The organism is Actinomadura viridis, from assembly GCF_015751755.1.
GTDB classification, from domain to species: Bacteria; Actinomycetota; Actinomycetes; order Streptosporangiales; family Streptosporangiaceae; genus Spirillospora; species Spirillospora viridis.
In genome coordinates, this window is the sequence record NZ_JADOUA010000001.1 from 8,889,440 (window position 1) to 8,907,581 (window position 18,142).

The 18,142-nt window shown below is 73.5% G+C and carries 13 protein-coding genes; 8 read left to right on the plus strand and 5 right to left on the minus strand.

The genetic code is table 11. The annotated features are described in order from the left end of the window. Positions 1 to 23: 23 nt before the first annotated feature. A complete protein-coding gene (locus IW256_RS40410; RefSeq protein WP_197015968.1) occupies positions 24 to 2,702 on the plus strand; it encodes a sugar-binding protein in 2,679 nt (892 codons plus the stop codon). A gap of 137 nt (positions 2,703 to 2,839) precedes the next feature. Here the strand turns inward: IW256_RS40410 and IW256_RS40415 are convergent, their stop codons facing one another. Further along, on the minus strand, positions 2,840 to 3,577 hold the full coding sequence (locus tag IW256_RS40415; RefSeq protein WP_307829373.1) for a GntR family transcriptional regulator: 738 nt from the start codon (positions 3,575 to 3,577) through the stop codon (positions 2,840 to 2,842). 184 nt (positions 3,578 to 3,761) lie between these two features. On the opposite strand from IW256_RS40415, the gene IW256_RS40420 reads away from it, so the two are divergent. The 6 genes from IW256_RS40420 to iolD are packed head-to-tail and all read left to right on the plus strand — an operon-like array spanning position 3,762 to position 10,356. Next, complete coding sequence (locus tag IW256_RS40420) at positions 3,762 to 4,760, plus strand: Gfo/Idh/MocA family protein (RefSeq protein ID WP_197015970.1); 999 nt, start codon at positions 3,762 to 3,764, stop codon at positions 4,758 to 4,760. Then, a complete protein-coding gene (locus tag IW256_RS40425) occupies positions 4,757 to 5,758 on the plus strand; it encodes a TIM barrel protein (RefSeq protein ID WP_231404123.1) in 1,002 nt (333 codons plus the stop codon). Before IW256_RS40420 ends, IW256_RS40425 begins: the two co-directional genes overlap by 4 nt. After that, positions 5,755 to 6,759: a 5-dehydro-2-deoxygluconokinase gene (gene iolC / locus IW256_RS40430; protein ID WP_307829374.1), complete on the plus strand. Its 1,005-nt coding sequence runs from the start codon at positions 5,755 to 5,757 to the stop codon at positions 6,757 to 6,759. The genes IW256_RS40425 and iolC overlap by 4 nt, the downstream gene beginning before the upstream one ends. Continuing rightward, positions 6,756 to 7,646 (plus strand): Cgl0159 family (beta/alpha)8-fold protein, encoded by an 891-nt coding sequence (locus tag IW256_RS40435; protein WP_197015971.1) that lies wholly within the window; start codon positions 6,756 to 6,758, stop codon positions 7,644 to 7,646. Before iolC ends, IW256_RS40435 begins: the two co-directional genes overlap by 4 nt. Then, positions 7,643 to 8,515, plus strand: a complete 873-nt coding sequence (iolB, locus tag IW256_RS40440; protein WP_197015972.1) for a 5-deoxy-glucuronate isomerase — start codon at positions 7,643 to 7,645, stop codon at positions 8,513 to 8,515. Before IW256_RS40435 ends, iolB begins: the two co-directional genes overlap by 4 nt. Then, positions 8,512 to 10,356, plus strand: a complete 1,845-nt coding sequence (gene iolD, locus IW256_RS40445; RefSeq protein WP_197015973.1) for a 3D-(3,5/4)-trihydroxycyclohexane-1,2-dione acylhydrolase (decyclizing) — start codon at positions 8,512 to 8,514, stop codon at positions 10,354 to 10,356. Before iolB ends, iolD begins: the two co-directional genes overlap by 4 nt. Here iolD and IW256_RS40450 read toward each other — a convergent pair. Beyond that, on the minus strand, positions 10,345 to 11,064 hold the full coding sequence (locus tag IW256_RS40450; RefSeq protein ID WP_197015974.1) for a DedA family protein: 720 nt from the start codon (positions 11,062 to 11,064) through the stop codon (positions 10,345 to 10,347). The two genes, iolD and IW256_RS40450, sit on opposite strands and share 12 nt — an antisense overlap. A gap of 936 nt (positions 11,065 to 12,000) precedes the next feature. On the opposite strand from IW256_RS40450, the gene IW256_RS40455 reads away from it, so the two are divergent. Then, entirely contained in the window at positions 12,001 to 13,923 is a 1,923-nt protein-coding gene (locus tag IW256_RS40455) for a glycosyltransferase family 2 protein (RefSeq protein WP_197015975.1), read from the plus strand. Between the two features lie 24 nt (positions 13,924 to 13,947). Here IW256_RS40455 and IW256_RS40460 read toward each other — a convergent pair whose 3' ends face one another. From IW256_RS40460 to IW256_RS40470, 3 genes are all read right to left on the minus strand, one after another. Continuing rightward, complete coding sequence (locus IW256_RS40460; RefSeq protein WP_197015976.1) at positions 13,948 to 14,817, minus strand: SAM-dependent methyltransferase; 870 nt, start codon at positions 14,815 to 14,817, stop codon at positions 13,948 to 13,950. Positions 14,818 to 14,918: 101 nt separating this feature from the next. After that, positions 14,919 to 15,893 (minus strand): DUF5954 family protein, encoded by a 975-nt coding sequence (locus IW256_RS40465; protein ID WP_197015977.1) that lies wholly within the window; start codon positions 15,891 to 15,893, stop codon positions 14,919 to 14,921. Positions 15,894 to 16,008: 115 nt separating this feature from the next. Beyond that, a complete protein-coding gene (locus IW256_RS40470) occupies positions 16,009 to 16,785 on the minus strand; it encodes an Fpg/Nei family DNA glycosylase (protein WP_197015978.1) in 777 nt (258 codons plus the stop codon). Positions 16,786 to 18,142 lie beyond the last annotated feature (1,357 nt).

Consider the following 18,142-nt stretch of genomic DNA (forward strand, 5'->3'; position numbering starts at 1 on the left):
ACCACAACCGAAGAGGAGAGTTCATGCGAAGACTCGTCCTACCCTCCGTCCTCTCCGCCGTGCTGGCGGCGTCGGCCCTCGCGGCCGTCCCGGCCGCGCAGGCGAAGGAGACGCCCCCGGCCGACAAGGGACGGCTGGACGTGCTGTTCGTCGGGGCGCACCCCGACGACGAGGCGAGCGGGCTGTCGACCTACGGCCAGTGGAACGAGTTCAACGGTGCCCGCACCGGCGTGCTCACCGTCACCCGGGGCGAGGGCGGCGGCAACGCGGTGGGCACCGAGGAGGGCCCGGCGCTCGGCCTCCTGCGCGAGGACGAGGAGCGCCGCGCGGTCGGCAAGGCCGGCGTCGGCGACATCCACTACCTCGACAAGGTCGACTTCTACTACACCGTCAGCGCGCCCCTCGCCGACGAGGCGTGGGACCACGACCAGACCCTCGCCAAGGTCGTCCGGCTGGTCCGCGAGACCCGGCCCAAGGTGATCGTGACGATGGAGCCGGCGCCGCTGCCCGGCCAGCACGGCCACCACCAGCAGGCGGCGCGGCTGGCGGCCGAGGCGTACTTCGCCGCGGCCGACGCCACCGCGTTCCCCGAGCAGCTCCGCCGCGAGGGCTTGCGGACGTGGGCGCCCGGCCGGCTGTTCCACACCGGCGGCGCCTCCGGGCCGACCGGCGCGGCGTGCGCCAAGGACTTCACCACGACCAGCCAGGGGGCGGTCGCGTACGGGGTCTGGAGCGGCCGCACCTCCCCGCGCAACGGCGGCAAGTCGTGGGCGCAGGTCGAGCGGGAGGCCCAGCGCACCTACGTGAGCCAGGGCTGGGGAGGCTTCCCCGACGTGCCCGCCGACCCCGAGCGGATCAGCTGCGACTACTTCACGCAGATCCACAGCCGGGTGCCGTACACGCTGGGCGGCACCGACCCCGCCTCGATGCTGGAAGGCGCCGTGACCCCGGCCAAGGGCGGCCTCCCCCTGGGGACGGGCCTCACCCTGACGGCGGACTCGTACGGCGTCACCCCGGGCCGGGCCTTCACGGTGAAGGCGCGCGCCACGTCCCCGAAGGCACTGCCCGGCGCGAAGGCGAGCCTGGCCGTCCCCTCGGGTTGGACCGTGACAGGTTCCGGTGAGCTCGGCTCGGTCGGCTCCACCGCCCGGACCGCGACGTTCACCGTCACGCCCCCCGAAGGCGCCGCCTACGGCCGCGTCCGGCTCGGCGCCACCCTGACCAGCGGGAGCCTGTCGGGCCAGGCGGCCACGCTGGTGGACGTCCGGCCCGCCGTCACCGGGCACCAGGAACCGCTGCCGCGCGTCGCCGACTTCGACGCGTGGGCGGACAAGACCGGCGTGCCCGCGCTGACCGGCCGGATGAAGCGGGTGCTCACCCTCGGGTCCGGCAAGTCCCGCACGGTGCGGGTGGACGTGGCCAACGGCGGATCCACCGCGCAGTCGGGAACGGTCAGGCTCGACCTGCCCCAGGGCTTCGCCGCCGACGCGGCGACCAAGCCGTACGAGCTGGCGGCCGGGGCCAAGGGCGCGGTGACCTTCACGGTCACCAACACCGACGCCTCCCTGCCCACCTCCAACGAGGGCGGCACCGGCGGCGACTACGACTACACGATCACCACCACCGGCCCCGGGACGCCCGACGTCCAGAAGGCCGCCCTGGAACTGGTGCCGGTGGCCGAACTGCCCAAGGCGGGCGCCGCCCCGGCCGTGGACGGCAAGGAAGGGGCCGGGGAGTACACCGGCCCCGAGCTGAACCTGTCCCGGCTCTGGGAGGGCTCCGCGTGCGAGACGGCGGCCGACTGCTCGGCCACCGGCAAGGTCACCTGGACCGACGACGCGCTCTACCTCCTGGTCAAGGTGACCGACGACAAGCCGGGCACCGTCCTGGGCGCCGACGACTGCAAGCGGCACTGGCGCACCGACGCGGTCGAGATCGCCATCGACCCGCGCGGGGCGTCGGAGAACACCTCCACCACGTTCAAGACCGGGATCTTCCCGGCGATGAGCGACGGCAAGCCGTGCTTCCAGCGCGACGCCGACCACCACCAGGGCGGGCCGGAGACCGCGCCGGGAATGCAGGTCGCGTCCACCGTCGACCAGCCCTACACCGGCTACACGATCGAGACGAAGATCCCGTTCAAGGCGCTGCCCGCGGCCGTCGACCCGGCCCGCATGGCGCTCAACGTCTTCGTCTACGACTCCGACACCCAGGACAAGACCGGCCAGACCCGCATCGGCTGGTCGACCTGGGGCGGCGTGCAGGGCGACCCGTACCGGTGGGGCCTGGTCACCCTGCCGGGCCACACCCCGCCCGCCGGGATGCCCACCACGGCCCCGCCGCCGGTGATGCCGACGGACGCGGCGGAGTCGGTGAAATCGCCGCAGTCGATCATCCAGGCCGCGCTGACCGGGGTCCCGCTGGCCGGTGGCCCGGCCGCGCCCCCGAACGGCACGGCCCGCGTCGTCGGCACCCCGGAGGTGTCCGGTGACTCGGTCACCTTCCGCCTGCGCGCCACCGGCCCGGGCACCGCGTACGCCCACGTGTGGGACGGCAAGGTGCTCGGCACGAAGGAGATCGCGATCGGTGGCGCGGGAACGCGCACCGTGACGGTCCCCGGCGCCTCGGGCACCCTGACCGTGGCGTTCGAGGCGAAGAACGGAGGCGGCACCCACAGCATCGCCGTCCCGCTCTCCGACTGATCGTCCCGTCCCTCCGTTGACTTGCGGCGAGTTGCCGCCTCAGGCACACGCCAAGGCAGTAACTCGCCGCGAGTCAACGCAACTCAACGCTCACTCCGACCGCCGAGCACCCACGCACGACCGGTGCCCCGCGCGGGCTAGCGGCTTACGAGGGTGTGGGAGAACGAGTAGCGGCCGGCCCGGTAGACGTGGCTGCCGTACTCGACGGCGCGTCCCTTGTCGTCGTAGGCGGTACGGGTCATGGTGAGCAGGGGGGTGCCGCGGCGCTCGTCCAGCAGGCGGGCCTCGGCCGCGGTGGCCCCGCGGGCGCCGATCGTCTGGTGGGCGATGCGCAGGTCGATTCCCAGGTCGCGCAGGGTCTCGTACAGGCCGTGCTCCTGGAGGTGCGCGGGGGTGACGTCGATCAGGCCGGAGGGCAGATGGTTGGTCATCAGGGCGAGCGGCTCGCCGCCGGTCAGGCGCAGCCGCCGCAGGTACAGGACCTCGGTGCCGGGGGCCAGGCCCAGTTCCTTGGCGACGTCGTCGGGGGCCGGGACGTGGGTGAACTCCAGGACCCGGGTGGCGGGGCTCTGGGCGGTCGAGGCCAGGTCGTCGTACAGGCTGGAGAGCTCGATGGGCCGCTTCACCTGGGGCTGGACGACCTGGGTGCCCACGCCCCGCTTGCGGACGAGCAGCCCCTGGTCGACCAGGTGCTGGATGGCCTGCCGGACGGTGGGCCGCGACAGCTTGCACCGGGCGGCCAGTTCGAGCTCGTTCTCCAGGCGGGCGCCGGGAGGGAGCTCGCCGGAGCGGATCGCGGCCTCCAGCTGTTGCGCCACCTGGAAGTAGAGCGGGACGGGACTGCCGCGGTCCAGCGTCACCGCAGGTCTGTGCACGTTCGTGGCTCCCTCTGCTCGGTCGCCACGAGCATAACGCACCCTGGCCGAAACACGACTTAAAGACATGATGTAAAGACAAAGTATTGACAGCTCTTGGATCGTTCCATGACACTCGGGGCGGACCGGCCTCGCGGCCGGTCCGCGTGAGCGTCTGTAGGCGATGTGGCCTCGGGAGGGCGGCATGAGGATCGGGCTCGCCGGTGTGGGACGGATCGGCGCCGGGCACGCGGAGACGCTCCGCGGGCTCGGCGCGGTGGAGGAGGTGGTCCTGGCCGACGCCGACCCGGTGCGGGCACGGCGGGTGGCCGACAAGCTCGGGGTGCGCGCGGCCGGCGCCGTCGAGGACCTGTTCACCGCGGGGCTGGACGCCCTGGTGGTGGCCGCGCCGACCGCCGCGCACGCCGCGCTGGTGACCCGCGCGGTCGCCGCGGATCTACCGGTGTTCTGCGAGAAGCCGCTGGCCGCGGACCTTGATGGAACGGTCCAACTCATGGCGGAGATCGCCGGTACCGGCGTCCCCGTCCAGGTCGGCCTGCAGCGCCGGTTCGACCCCGGGCACATCGCCGCGCGGGAAGCGGTGCGGTCCGGAAGCCTGGGCTGGGTGCACACCGTCCGCTCGTGCACGCTCGACCCGGCGCCGCCCCCGGCGGAGTACCTGCCCACTTCGGGCGGCCTGTTCCGGGACTGCTCGGTGCACGACTTCGACGCCGTGCGGTTCGTCACCGGCCGCGAGGTCGTCCGGGTGACCGCGACCGGGGCCAACCGCGGGGACGCGTTCTTCGCCGAGGCCGGTGACATCGACACCGGGGCGGCCCTGCTGACCCTGGACGACGGGACCATCGCGCTGGTGTCGGCCGCCCGCTACAACGCGGCGGGGTACGACGTCCGGCTGGAGGTGCTCGGCTCCAAGGACAGCGTCGTGGCCGGCCTGGACGACCGCACTCCGGTGACCCCCGCGGGCCCCGGCCTCCGTCCCGCCGGGCCGCCGCACACCGGCTTCCTCGAACGGTTCGCCGAGGCGTACGCCGCGGAGCTGCGGGCCTTCGTCGAGGTCGCGGCGGGGCGGGCGGACAACCCCTGCCCGCCCGGCGACTGCCTGGAGGCCCTGTACGTGGCCGAGGCCGCGGAGGTTTCCCGCGCGGAGAACCGCCCCGTCGACATCGAGGAGGTCCGCCGATGAGCACCGACGCCGCCCCTGAGCCCGCCGCCGAGTACGGCGCCGCCGGGATGCCCGGGATCGCCGCGGAACGCATCGCGGGGGCGCCCATCTCCTGGGGCGTCTGCGAGGTCCCGGACTGGGGCCACCAGCTCGCCGCCGGCCGGGTGCTCGCCGAGATGCGCGACCTCGGCCTGGCCGCCACCGAGTTCGGCCCCGACGGCTTCCTGCCGGCCGACCCCGCCGAACGGGCCGGGCTGCTGGAGGCGCACGGGCTGCGGCCGGTCGGCGGGTTCGTCCCGCTCGTCCTGCACGACCCGGACCGGGACCCGCTGCCGGAGATCGCGCGGGCCCTGGACGCCTTCGGGGACGGGGGCGCGACCGTCGTCCTGGCCGCCGCCACCGGGGTGGACGGGTACGACGGCCGTCCCGCGCTCGACGCCAGGGGCTGGGACACGCTGCTGCGCAACCTCTCCAAGGTCGCCGGCCACGCCCTCGGCCGGGGCCACCGGGCCACCCTGCATCCGCACGTCGGGACCATGGTGGAAGGCTCGGACGAGGTCGGCCGCGTGCTGGACGGCACGGACGTCCCGCTGTGCCTGGACACCGGCCACCTGCTCATCGGCGGCGTCGACCCGCTCGCGCTGGCCCGTTCGGCGGCCGGCCGGATCGCGCACGTCCACCTCAAGGACGTGGACGCGGCCCTGGCGGGTGACGTGCGCGGCGGGCGCGTCTCCTACACCGAGGCGGTACGGGCGGGGATCTACCGCCCCCTCGGCGGAGGCGACATCGACATCCGCGGCATCGTCCGCGCGCTGGAAGGCGCGGGCTACGACGGCTGGTACGTCATGGAGCAGGACACCATCCTCGCCGCGGAGCCCGCCGGGGGCACCGGGCCTTGGGATGATGTCCGCGAGAGCATCGCCTTCCTCGTCTCGGGCGAGGAAGGCGCGGACGGCGAAGACGGCGGGGACGGCGGCGACGCGGCCGCGTCCCGGGCGCGGAAGGGCGGGACGGCGTGAGCCTCGACCTGGTCACCATGGGGCGGGTGAGCGTCGACGTCTATCCCCAGCAGGTCGGCGTCCCCCTGGAGGACGTCGAGTCGTTCGGCAAGTACCTCGGCGGGAGCCCGACCAACGTGGCGGTGGCCGCGGCCCGGTACGGCCACCGGACGGCCGTGGTCACCCGGACCGGCGACGACCCGTTCGGCCGGTTCGTGCACAAGGCGCTGGAACGGTACGGGGTGGACGACCGGTTCGTCACGGCGGTGCCGGGGCTGCCGACGCCGCTGGCGTTCTGCGAGATCTTCCCGCCCGACGACTTCCCGCTGTACTTCTACCGGTACCCGAAGGCGCCCGACATGGAGATCCGCGCCGGGGAGCTGGACCTCGCCGCGATCGGCGCCGCCAGGATCTTCTGGGCCACGGTCACCGGGCTGTCGCAGGAGCCGAGCCGGGAGGCCACGCTCACCGCGCTGGCCGCCCACCCGGGGACGACGGTTCTCGACCTGGACTACCGGCCGATGTTCTGGGAGTCGCCCGCCGAGGCCCGGCGGCAGGTCGGCCGGGCGCTCGACCACGCGACCGTCGCGGTCGGCAACCTCGACGAATGCGAGATCGCGGTCGGCGAGCGCGAGCCGCACGCCGCCGCCCGCGCCCTGCTCGACCGCGGCGTGACCCTGGCCATCGTCAAGCAGGGCCCGCGCGGGGTCCTGGCCGCGACCGCGGACGAGACCGTCGAGGTGCCGCCGACCCCGGTACGGGTCGTCAACGGCCTCGGCGCCGGGGACGCCTTCGGGGGAGCGATCTGCCACGGGCTGCTGAGCGGCTGGGAACTGGAGCGGACGGTGCGTTTCGCCGGCGCGGCCGGGGCGCTGGTCGCGTCCCGGCTCTCCTGCGCGGACGCCATGCCGGACGCGTGGGAGGTCGAGCGCCTGCTCACCGAGACCGCCGAGCCCCCCGCCACCTCACAGACCGCCGGGCCCGCCGGGACGTCCGCATCCCCCGGGGAGGCCGCCTCATGACCGTGGTCACCTTCGCCGAACGCTTCGCCGAGCTCACCGAGATCCGGGCGACCCGCCCGGACGCCATCGCCGAGGCCGCGGCCCGCCGGGCGCGGCGGCCGTCGCCGCTGGGACCGTCCGGCCGGATGATGATCATTGCGGCGGACCATCCGGCGCGCGGGGCGCTGCGCGCCGGCCCGGACGCGCTGGCCATGGCCGACCGCCGTGACCTGCTCGAACGGCTCTGTGTCGCGCTGGACCGCCCCGGCGTGGACGGCGTGCTGGGCACCCCGGACGTGATCGAGGACCTGCTGCTGCTGGGTGCCCTGGACGGCAAGGTCGTCCTCGGCTCGATGAACCGCGGCGGGCTGGCCGGGGCGTCGTTCGAGATCGACGACCGCTTCACCGCCTACTCCGCGGCGGCCCTCGCCGCCGCCGGGCTGGACGGCGGCAAGATGCTGCTGCGCGTCGACCCCGGCGACCCGGCGACCGCCCGCACCCTGGAGGCGTGCGGGAACGCGGTGTCGGGCCTGGCCGCGCACCGGCTGATGGCCATGGTCGAGCCGTTCCTGTCCGCCCGGGGGAACGACGGGAGGCTCGCCAACGTGCTGACGCCCGAGGCCATGATCCGCGCCATCGCGATCGCGTCCGGCCTTGGCGCGACCTCCGCCCGCACCTGGCTGAAGGTGCCGGTGGTGCCCGACATGGAACGGGTGATCGCCGCCACGACGCTGCCGGTGGTCCTGCTCGGCGGCGAGGTGCCCGCCGACCCGGACGCCGCGCTCGGCGGCTGGCAGTCGGCGCTCGCGCTGCCCGCCGTCCGGGGCCTGGTGGTGGGCCGTTCCCTCCTCTACCCGCCCGGCGGCGACGTCGCCGGGGCCGTCGACGCCGCGGTGAGGCTGCTGTGACCCACGACCCGTACCTGACCGAGATCACCCCCCGCGACGCCGGCTGGACCTACTCCGGCCTGCGGGTCGTGGCGCTCCCGCCGGGCGGGGAGCACACCCTCCAGACCGGGGACGCCGAGACGCTGGTGCTCCCGCTCGCGGGATCGTGCCAGGTGACGATCGGCGTCCCGGCCGACGAGATCGCGGTGACCTTCACCCTGGCGGGCCGCCGTGACGTGTTCACCCGCGTCACCGACTTCGCCTACGCGCCGCGCGACGCCACGGTGGTGATCTCCTCGGCGTCCGGCGGCCGGTTCGCGCTGCCGTCCGCCCGGTGCGAGAACCGCCTGGCGCCCCGGTACGGCCCGGCCGAGAAGGTGCCGGTCGAGCTGCGCGGGGCCGGGCGGGCCAGCCGCCAGGTCAACAACTTCTGCACCCCCGAGGCGTTCGAGGCCGACCGGCTGATCGCCTGCGAGGTGCTGACGCCCGGCGGGAACTGGTCGTCCTACCCGCCGCACAAGCACGACGAGGACCGGCCGGGGGAGGCGGTCCTGGAGGAGATCTACTACTTCGAGGTGGCCTCGGGGCCGGGCGGCCCCGGCATGGGCTACCAGCGGGTGTACGGCACCGCCGAGCGTCCCCTGGACGTGCTGGAGGAGGTGCGGACCGGCGACGCGGTGCTGATCCCGCACGGCTGGCACGGCCCTTCGATGGCCGTTCCCGGCTACGACCTGTACTACCTCAACGTGATGGCCGGGCCCGGAACCGAACGGGCCTGGCTGATCTGTGACGATCCGGCGCACGCGTGGGTGCGGGGCACCTGGGCGGACGAGCCGGTGGACCCGCGGCTGCCGATGACCTCGGCGGCCGGACCCGAGGAGGAGCGATGACGGCGACGGTACGGCTCACCGTCGGGCAGGCGATCGTCCGGTTCCTGGAGAGCCAGCGGACCGAACGGGACGGGGAGCGGCGGCGGTTCTTCGCGGGCTGCTTCGGCATCTTCGGCCATGGCAACGTGGCGGGCCTGGGGCAGGCCCTGGTGGAGTACGAGGACCGGCTGCCCTACCGCTCCGTCCGCAACGAGCAGGCGATGGTGCACGCCGCCGTCGGGTACGCCCGGACGCACGACCGGCTGCGCGCGTACGCCTGCACGACCTCGATCGGGCCGGGCGCCACCAACCTGGTGACGGGCGCCGCGCTGGCCACGATCAACCGGATCCCGGTGCTGCTGCTGCCCGGCGACGTGTTCGCCACCCGCCCGGCCAACCCCGTCCTGCAGGAGCTGGAGGACCCCCGCTCCTACGACGTGTCGGTCAACGACTGCCTCAGGCCGGTCTCGAAGTACTGGGACCGGATCAACCGTCCCGAGCAGCTGCCGTCCGCGCTGCTGGCGGCGATGCGTGTGCTCACCGATCCGGCCGAGACGGGCGCGGTGACGCTCGCGCTGCCGCAGGACGTGCAGGCCGAGGCGTACGACTGGCCCGAGGAGCTGTTCGCGGAACGGATCTGGCGGATCCCCCGCGCCGTTCCCGAGCCCGCGGCGCTGGCCGAGGCCGCCGCGGTGATCGGCGCCGCGCGCCGTCCCCTGATCGTCGCCGGCGGCGGGGTCATCTACTCCGGCGCCACCGGGGCCCTCGCCGAGTTCGCCGGGGAGACCGGGATCCCCGTGGCCGAGACGCAGGCGGGCAAGGGCGCGCTGCCGTGGGACCACCCGTCCGCCGCGGGCGCGATCGGCGCCACCGGCACCACCGCCGCCAACGCCCTCGCCCGCGACGCCGACGTGATCATCGGTGTGGGCACCCGCTACAGCGACTTCACCACCGCCTCCCGCAGCCTGTTCGCCCGTCCGGACGTACGTTTCGTCAACCTCAACGTGGCGGCGTTCGACGCGGTCAAGCAGACCGGCGTCCCCCTCGTCGCGGACGCCCTCGCCGGGCTGACGGCCCTGAAGGACGCCGTCGGCGGCTACACGGTGCCGCCCGCGTACCGGGAGGAGGTCCGGACGCTGGCCGGACGCTGGAACGCCGCCGTCGACCACGCCTACGCGCTCGGCCACGCCCCGCTGCCCGCCCAGTCCGAGATCATCGGCATCGTGAACGAGGAGTCGGGCCCGCGCGACATCGTGGTCTGCGCGGCCGGGTCGATGCCGGGCGACCTGCACAAGCTGTGGCGGACCCGCGACCCCAAGGGCTACCACGTGGAGTACGGCTACTCCTGCATGGGCTACGAGATCGCCGGCGGGCTCGGCGTGAAGATGGCCGTGCTCGACTCCGCGGCGCCCGACCGCGAGGTCTTCGTCATGGTCGGCGACGGCTCGTTCCTCATGATGGCGCAGGAGCTGGTCACCGCCGTCGCCGAGAACGTCAAGCTCGTCGTCGTCCTGGTGCAGAACCACGGGTTCGCCTCCATCGGCAACCTGTCGGAGTCGGTCGGCGCCGAGCGGTTCGGGACCCGGTTCCGGCTGCCCGGGGACCTGGCCGCCGGGGCCGCCGCGATGGGCGCGGACGTGCTGCGCGCCGGCACCGCCGAGGAGTTCCGCGTCGCGCTGCGCAAGGCCCGCGACTCCTCCCGCACCACCGTCGTGCACGTGGAGACCGACCCCTTCGTCGGGGCGCCCGACAGCGAGGCGTGGTGGGACGTCCCCGTCGCCGAGGTCTCCGGCCTGGAGTCCACCCGCGCCGCCCGCGCCCGCTACGAGGAGGGCAAGCGGACCCAGCGATCATTCCTCTGAACGCTCTTCCGAGCGCTCTTCCGGGCGTTCGCCTGGACGTCCCTCTCCTGGACGTCCCTCTCCTGAACGTGCCTCTGGGCGTCCGCCGTCCCCGCCGGCGCTCTGGAGCCGCCGGCGGCGCCGCACCCGCCAGACGACGAACGCGGCGATCACGACGGCGGCGACCAGGAGCGCGCCGACCTCCCCGGCGAGGTGCTCGATCCGGGAGTAGGCGGTGCCGGCGAAGTAGCCGAGCAGCGTGCTGCCCACGCCCCACACCAGGCCGCCGAGCGCGTTGAAGGCCAGGAAGGTGGGGTAGGGCATGCGCGACATCCCGGCCGTGGGCGGGATGACCGCGCGGAGGAAGGCGATGAACCGGCTGAAGAAGACCGCCACGGCTCCCTTGCGGCGGTAGAAGGCGCGGGCGCTCTCCACGCGGGCCCGGTGGCGGCGCAGCGGGCGGGTGGTCAGGAGCGCGGGGCCGAACCGGCGGCCGATCTCGTAGCCGGTGGAGTCCCCGGCGATCGCGGCCAGCACCACGATCAGGGTCAGCCACCAGATGGACACCCTGTCCTGGCTGGCCAGCGCGCCGCCGATGATCGCGGCGGTCTCGCCGGGGATGACGAAGCCGAAGAACAGGGCGTCCTCGCAGTACACGAGGGCGCCGACGACGGCGTACACGACCGGCCCGGACAGGCCCCCGAGCCAGCTGGTGATCGAAGAGAGCATTCCGGTCGCGAGCCTCCCCCCACTCGACCGGTGCGGCCGGGCCCGGCGGGCGGCCGGGCAGGATGACGCGCCGTACGCCCATCCCTACCCGCCGAACGGCGTCCGGATCCACGCCCGATCCGGCGCGCCGTCCGGGCCGCGGGCGCCCGTGCGCACGGCCCGGGCACGGCCGAGCGCACGGCCCGGGCACGGCCGGGGGGATGGACGGGCAGCCATTCCTCCCGTCCGGCGTGAAAGGGCCGTCACGCACCGTGGGGAATGGAACCCTCTCTGCCGCCGCCATTGGCCGGGATTCGGGATGACCCGGCGTGTTCACTCCGCCACCGGATTATGTGCCGGATTACCGGCCGAACGGCGATGTGAGGTAAATTACATTTCCTTGGCTCTGAGGGAATCCGGATCCGGTGCAGGCGGCGCGGCCTTGCAAGATGGCCTTATCTTCGCAGGTCAGAGCGGTATGAGTGACTCCCATGTCGCGCATGACTTTGCGTGACATCATGGTGACAGCCGTCCTCGCCGCCCGATGGTTCCAGCCGGTACGCCCTTTGGGTACGGCGATGGAGAGAATGCACGACGAAACGAGTTCGATGGGCTCTCGATATTTCACCGGGGACTGCGTCACCTGCGATGGGGTCGGCTATGTTGAACATGTCGATATCTGTCCCACCTGTCTCGGTGCGCCGCGGCGGCCCGGTCGCGGGACGCGGGACGCGGGCACTCCTCCGGTGACGGACGCGCCCGGGACCGCGCCCGAATGGTCCGAAGGGGGCCCTCCCGGCGACATGGTCCCGTGAACCACTCGCGGGAGTCGCGCGTCCTGATCACCGGACCGGGCGGGACCGGTTCGCGCGGTCCGTCCGCCCGAGTCCGATGTGCGCTCGCGGTGAACGGCCGTGTCGCCCGGCTCTCCGGCCGGGTCAGGGAAAGTGGGGGTCAGTGAAGGTCAGCGTCATCATCCCGGTGTACAACTGCCGGCCCAGCCTGGAACGCGCGCTGCGGTCGCTGCTCGATCAGACGATCGGCCGGGAGGCGATGGAGGTCATCGCGGTCGATGACGGATCGACCGACGGCAGCGGCGCGGAGCTGGACCGGTGGGCCGAGGAGTGGCCGGGCCTCCGGGTGATCCACCAGCCCAACTCCGGCGGGCCGGGCGGGCCGCGCAACACCGGCCTGGAGCACGCCTCCGGCGAGTACGTGTTCTTCCTCGACGCCGACGACCACCTCGGCGCCGAGGCGCTGGAGCGCATGGTCGCGATGGCCGACGAGTACGGCACCGATGTGGTGATCGGACGCTACGTGGGGGTGGGCCGCAAGGCCCCCCGCTTCGACCGGGACGTGCCGCGGACGTCGGTGCTGGTGGCCGATCCGCCGATCTACGACTCGCTGTCGGTGCTGAAGCTGTTCCGCCGCTCGCTCATCGACCGGCTCGGGCTGCGCTTCCCGGCCGGGCTGTTCTCGCACGAGGACCAGCTCTTCGCGGCGCGCGCCTACTTCGCCGCCGACGGCATCTCCGTCGTGGGCTCCTACGACTGCTACTACTGGATCGACCGGGAGACCGGGACCAGCGTCCTCCAGCAGGGCGGCGCGGACGCCGCGCGGCACTTCGCCTGCATCGGCGAGGTGATGAGCTTCGTGGCGGACCAGGTGCCGCCCGGCCCCGACCGCGACCGGCTGATGGCCCGGCACTTCCTCAACGAGATCTTCTCCCGGTTCGCGCGCCGGTACCCCGGCCTGGACCCGCTGGAGCGGGCGGCGACCAGGGACGGTGCCCGGCCCCTGTTCGAGTCCTGGTGGACGCCCGGGGTCGGCGAACGGTTCGGCGCCCGGGGCCACCTCATCGCCCACTGCGTCCTCAACGGCCTGGACGACCTGCTCGACCGGGTGGTGCCGTGCGGCCTGGACGGGGACCGGCCCGAGGTGCGGGTCGAGGGCGCCCGGGTGTACCAGCTCTATCCCGGCTTCCGGGAGCCCGGCGTCGGGGTGCCCGACGACCGCTACGAGATCACCCACCGGGTGAGGCAGCGGCGGCGGCTGGAGGCGGTCGAGTGGCGGCCGGGCGGGCTGCGGGTGCGCGGGTACGCCTTCCTCACCGAGATCGGGGCGGCGGATCAGCGGGCGGAACTGGTCCTGCGGGAGCGTGACGGCGCGGGCCAGTACCGGGTGCCGTTCGAGGTGGAGTCCTGGGACGGCGCGGTGCCGGAGATGGTCGCCGACATCGACCTCGCCGCGGCGGCGGGCGGCGGCCCGCTGCCCGCCGGCCGGTGGGACCTGTCGGCCGTGATGACGGCGGGCGAGATCACCCGCCAGGGCCCGCTGATCCCCGCGCCCGGAACGGCGCTGACGCTTCCCGGCCCCCGAGTCGTCCCGGTCAAGGACGGCACCCCGTACATCACGCCCTACCTCACCCGCGGGCCCGGGGCGCTGGCCCTGCGGTGCGGCGGCCTCGGCGACGACCCGCCGCCCCTCACCACCGTCGCGGCGGAACTGACCCGCGGCCCGGCCCTCGAACTCACCCTGGCGGTCGGCACGGCGGTCACCGCCGACGTCACGGTCACGGCGGTGCTTCGGCGGCGCGGGACGGACGAGGCCGTCGAGACCGTGCTACGGACCCGCCGTACCGGCGCCGGGCTGGAGGCCACGGGACAGGTGCCGCTGAAGCGGCCGGAGCCCGGCCGCTGGGACGTGTCTTGGCGCGTCTCGGTCGCGGGATCGTCGGACGAGCGCCGCGTCCAGGCCCCGGAACGGCTGCCCGGCCCCGCGAAGGGGATCGAGCCGTACACCACCGGGAAGGGCAACCTCTCGCTGCGGGTCACTCCCCGCCGCAACCCCCTCCTGCGGCGGCTCCGCCGGGAACCCTGACCGTGTCCGACAGGCCGTCCGGGCTCACACGAGCACGGCGGTGATCAGCCAGCCGCGCCCGGTGCCGTCCAGCGCCGGGTCGAACGCGGGCGGCACCGGACGCCCGTACTCCGCGCTGACCTCGCCGATGTCCCGGACGACCGGAGACCAGCCCAGCTCGCGCAGCCAGGCGTCGGGGTCGGCCGGGCCGCCGCGCCACAGGCCGAGAAGCTCCGCCGATACGGCCGCCCGTGCGGCGCGCAGGATCGGGGAGTCCTCGGCGTGGTCGGCGGCCAGCGCGCTGCCGGGGGCCGACAGGCGGGTGACGTCGGCGAGCAGCAGGTCCGCGGCCTCGGTGGGCAGCCCGTACAGCAGGCCCTCCGCCAGCCACGCCGTGGGGATGCCCGGGTCGAAACCGGCCGCGCGCAACGACCCGGGCCAGTCCTCGCGCAGGTCGGCCGCCACCTCCACGTGCGCGCAACGCGGCACGGCCCCGCATCCGGACAGCGCGTCGCGCTTGAAGCGCAGGACCTCGGGGAAATCGAGCTCGAACAGCCGCGTACCGGCCGGCCAGCCCAGCCGGTACGGGCGCGCGTCCATGCCCGAGGCGAGCAGCACCACCTGACCGCACCCGCCCCCGGCCGCGTCGAGCAGGGCCCGGTCGAGGAAGCTGGTGCGCACGGCCACCTGGCCGGCCATCAGCTCCAAGAAGCCCCGCCCGTCCGGCGGCTTCGCGGCCCACTTCTCCGTTCCGCCGCTCGCCTGCAGGAAGCGGCGGGCGTACGGGTCCTCGAAGAGGCGGTCGGGGCGGCCGTGCTCCATGGCCCGCAGCACGGCCACCCCCACGGACGTGTCGCCGATGCCGCTCAGCGCGGCGGCCGGACCCCTTCGTCCGTGCGGCGTCGTCCCGCTCATCCGGCACCTCCGAAAAGGAACGATCGTTTTATTTAACGAAACCTCGTTCCCCGTGCCCTGTCAACTCCGGGGCCCCGGCCGTCCGTCAGGTGCGGCGGCGCTCAGGCGGACGGGTGGGCGGCTCCGGACATGCCGTGGCGTTCCTCGTCGGAGGGCCGCGGGGCCTCCGGGCCGTCCCGGCCCAGGCGCAGCATCCTGGAGACGCGCACGGTGCGGAACCGCCGCCCCAGCGCGGCGAACTCGTGCCCGGTCGCCGCCTCGATCCGCGCGCCCGCCTCCGTCCACGCGGCGATCTCGGCGGGGGTGGCGGGATCGCCCTGGAACTCGCGCAGCCGCGGCAGGAGCTGGGTGAAGTACCCGGCCAGGTTGCTGCGGGCCTGGCCCGGGTCGGGGCCGCCGGTGAGCGGCTCCCAGGAGTCCTCCTTGATCTCCACGATGGTGAAGCTGGGCGGGAGCAGGATCACCCCCGGGTGGGTGAGGATCGCGTGGCGCGCCTCGAGCTGGACGGTGTCCGGAACGGTGCCGGGGATGGGGCGGTGACCGACCAGGTTCAGCCTGAGCTGGGTCTCCCACTGGCCGGACGGTGCCCGCGGGTCGATCAGGTAGCCGCGCAGGAGGGAGTCGTCGCAGAGCGGGATGCTGTCGGTGGGCCGGGGAGGCTCCATGGCGCCGCCGCCGATCAGGGTGAACTTCTCGATGCGGATCACCCGGTAGCGCCGGTCGCCGATCTCCCACTCGTCCTTGGGGTGCTGCCGGCCCTCCTCCGGGTCCAGCCGGTCGGCCGCCGCCCGCATGGCCCGGACGGTTTCGGGGTCCCCGTCTCCTTCGGCCGAACGCTGCCGGAAATGCCCGGCCATGTCGTACCGGGCGCCGGACGGATCGGACGCCCCCACGCACCCGATCCGCCATTCGGTCCCGCTCTGTATGGCGTATCCGAATTCGGGTGATCCGGCGGGGAGAATCTTGGAGTATCTGCGTATTCGCTCACCGATCTCTCTGTCCCGGGCCGCCGCTTCAGGGGCGAGGGCGGCGACCAGGTTGATGTGGTCGTACCCCGGCATCAACGAGAACGTCATGCCTTCATCCTTGCCACAGATGGCGGCGGGGCGCGCGGGATTCAGCGAATCCTGGACGAAGCCATGGGGCATATTCGTGGTGATTTATGGCGACATTTATGAGGGTGTTTCGCGTTCACCTGGGCTGGCACATCCGGCACCAAACAGTCGTACGCCCCGAAACGCGCCGGGTGGACAGCGGTGTGCCGCAGCGGGGGCAGGGACCGTCCGGTTCGTCCCTGGCGCCGGTGAGCCAGGTGCCGCGCGGCGGGACCCGTTCCTCCTTGACCGAGGCCCGCAGCACCGTCCGCATGGACCGGTACAGCGCCGCGACGTCGTCCTCGTCCAGGTCCCGCACGCCCCGCAGCGGGCTGATGCGGGCGCGCCAGCAGATCTCGTCGGCGAGCAGGTTGCCCAGGCCGGCCAGGAGGGACTGGTCGATCAGCGCGGGCTTGAGCCGTCCCCGGCGCCCTGACAGCAGCTCACCGAACCGCCGCCGCGACACCTCCAGCGCGTCCGGGCCGAGGTCGGCGATCACCCGCTCGGCCTGCTCCTCGTCGGCCGCGAGGCGGAGCCCCTGGAGCTTGCGCATGTCGCGGTAGCGGAGTTCGCCGCCCGGGAGGCGCCACACGACGCGGTCGTGCCGGTGCCACGGCTCGCCGGGGGAGTGCCAGGACAGCGAACCGGTCATGCCGAAGTGCAGCATCAGCACCGGCCCGCCGGCGGGCGCCAGCAGCCACTTCCCGTGCCGCCTGGGCTCCTCGAACCGGTGCCCGCGCAGCGCGGCCACCAGCCTCCGCGCGCTCGTCCCGCGCAGGACCCCGGCGTCCCGTACACGGACCGCCGTGATCGGCTCGCCGGTGTGCTCGGCCAGCACCCGGCGGAACCCCTCCACGTCGGGAAGCTCAGGCATGGAAAGGTCCTACCCGCCCCCACTGCACCGAACGTCCCCCACCCACTGCCCCCATGGAAAGGCCCGGACCGGCCCGCCGCCCCGGACCGGCCCGCCGCCCCGGACCGGCGCGTAGCCCCGGGCAGGTCCGCCGCCCCGGGCAGGTCCGCCGCCCCGGGCAGGTCCGCCGCCCCGGGCAGGTCCGCCGCCCCGGACATGGAGACGGGACCCCCAGTGCTTTCGCGCCGGAAGTCCCGTCCCAGTCGATGCAGTTTCCCCCAAGTAGGTCAGCTCGTGTAAGACCACCTCCCGCCCTTCTCGCGCTCGTCTCCCTGGTCTCCCATCCGACTCCGTCACCCGCCCGCTGCCCCGCCAGATTCGGCACGCGGCTGCCGGGTGTACGCGCCCCGCCCGTTCGTTGACTTGCGGCGAGTTGTCGACTTTCGCGGCCCGAAGTGCGCAACTCGCCGCAAGTCAACGTGCGACCCGTCCAGATGACCAGATGGTCACCACCTCGGTCACCCGGGACTGCACCCAGGAGACTCCCTGGGGCGGCTGCCGAGGCATGTCACCTCCGATCAGCCGGTGGGTGGGAGTACCAGTCCCCGTCGAACTGTGAGGCTGGGAACCCTCCGGAGGGGCGGGAGCTTGAGGGTGGGGGCTGCTCGACCGCGCCTCCGGAGGGTGGTTCAGGAGAGAGCAGCCGCGTCAGGTGGCGCCAGGCCCAACGTCCGGTGAGACCTCCGAGGACGTACACCCCGATGCCGGCGAAGGCGGCCCAAACGGCGCCCTCCAACAGCGTCCGCATCATGACGGGTTCCGGGGCTGGTGGCTTGGGAGCGCCGCTTTGAGGATCCTCGCCGCCCTCTGGTCTTCTTTGAACATCTCCTCGACGACCGCGGCCTGAGAGATGCCCGCCACGCGCTCCCTCAGGCCGAGCCGCTTCTGCCAGGCGGGGAGAGGTGCGCGAAGCTGTGCGGACCAGACTTGGTTGACCAGGTCCTTGGTCGCCGTCTGCCAACGCCCTTCCCGTGAAGAAGGGCCCACTTAAGATCTTCTTCGGCCATCATCCGCTGGAGTATGTGCCGATTTCTGGCTTTTAGGGTTTCTTGCAGCCTGAGGGTTTTCTCCTGGTCCGTGCGAGGCCGGAGAAGCCGGGTCGTCCAGGAGTAGCCACTGCCGTCTTTCACCAGGGTCGGAGGAACCCACCTGACCGTTCTCCGCCAGGCCGGAATCTCGTTCCGAGGACCGTCCACCTCGTCACCTCGCAATCTGTGGTCTTGAAACAGGCTGGACTAGCAAGTCCCTCGTCCGCTACGTTCCAGGAAACATGGCAACGCACCGCATTGGAGGGTGGCATGGCCGGACGCCTCGATCC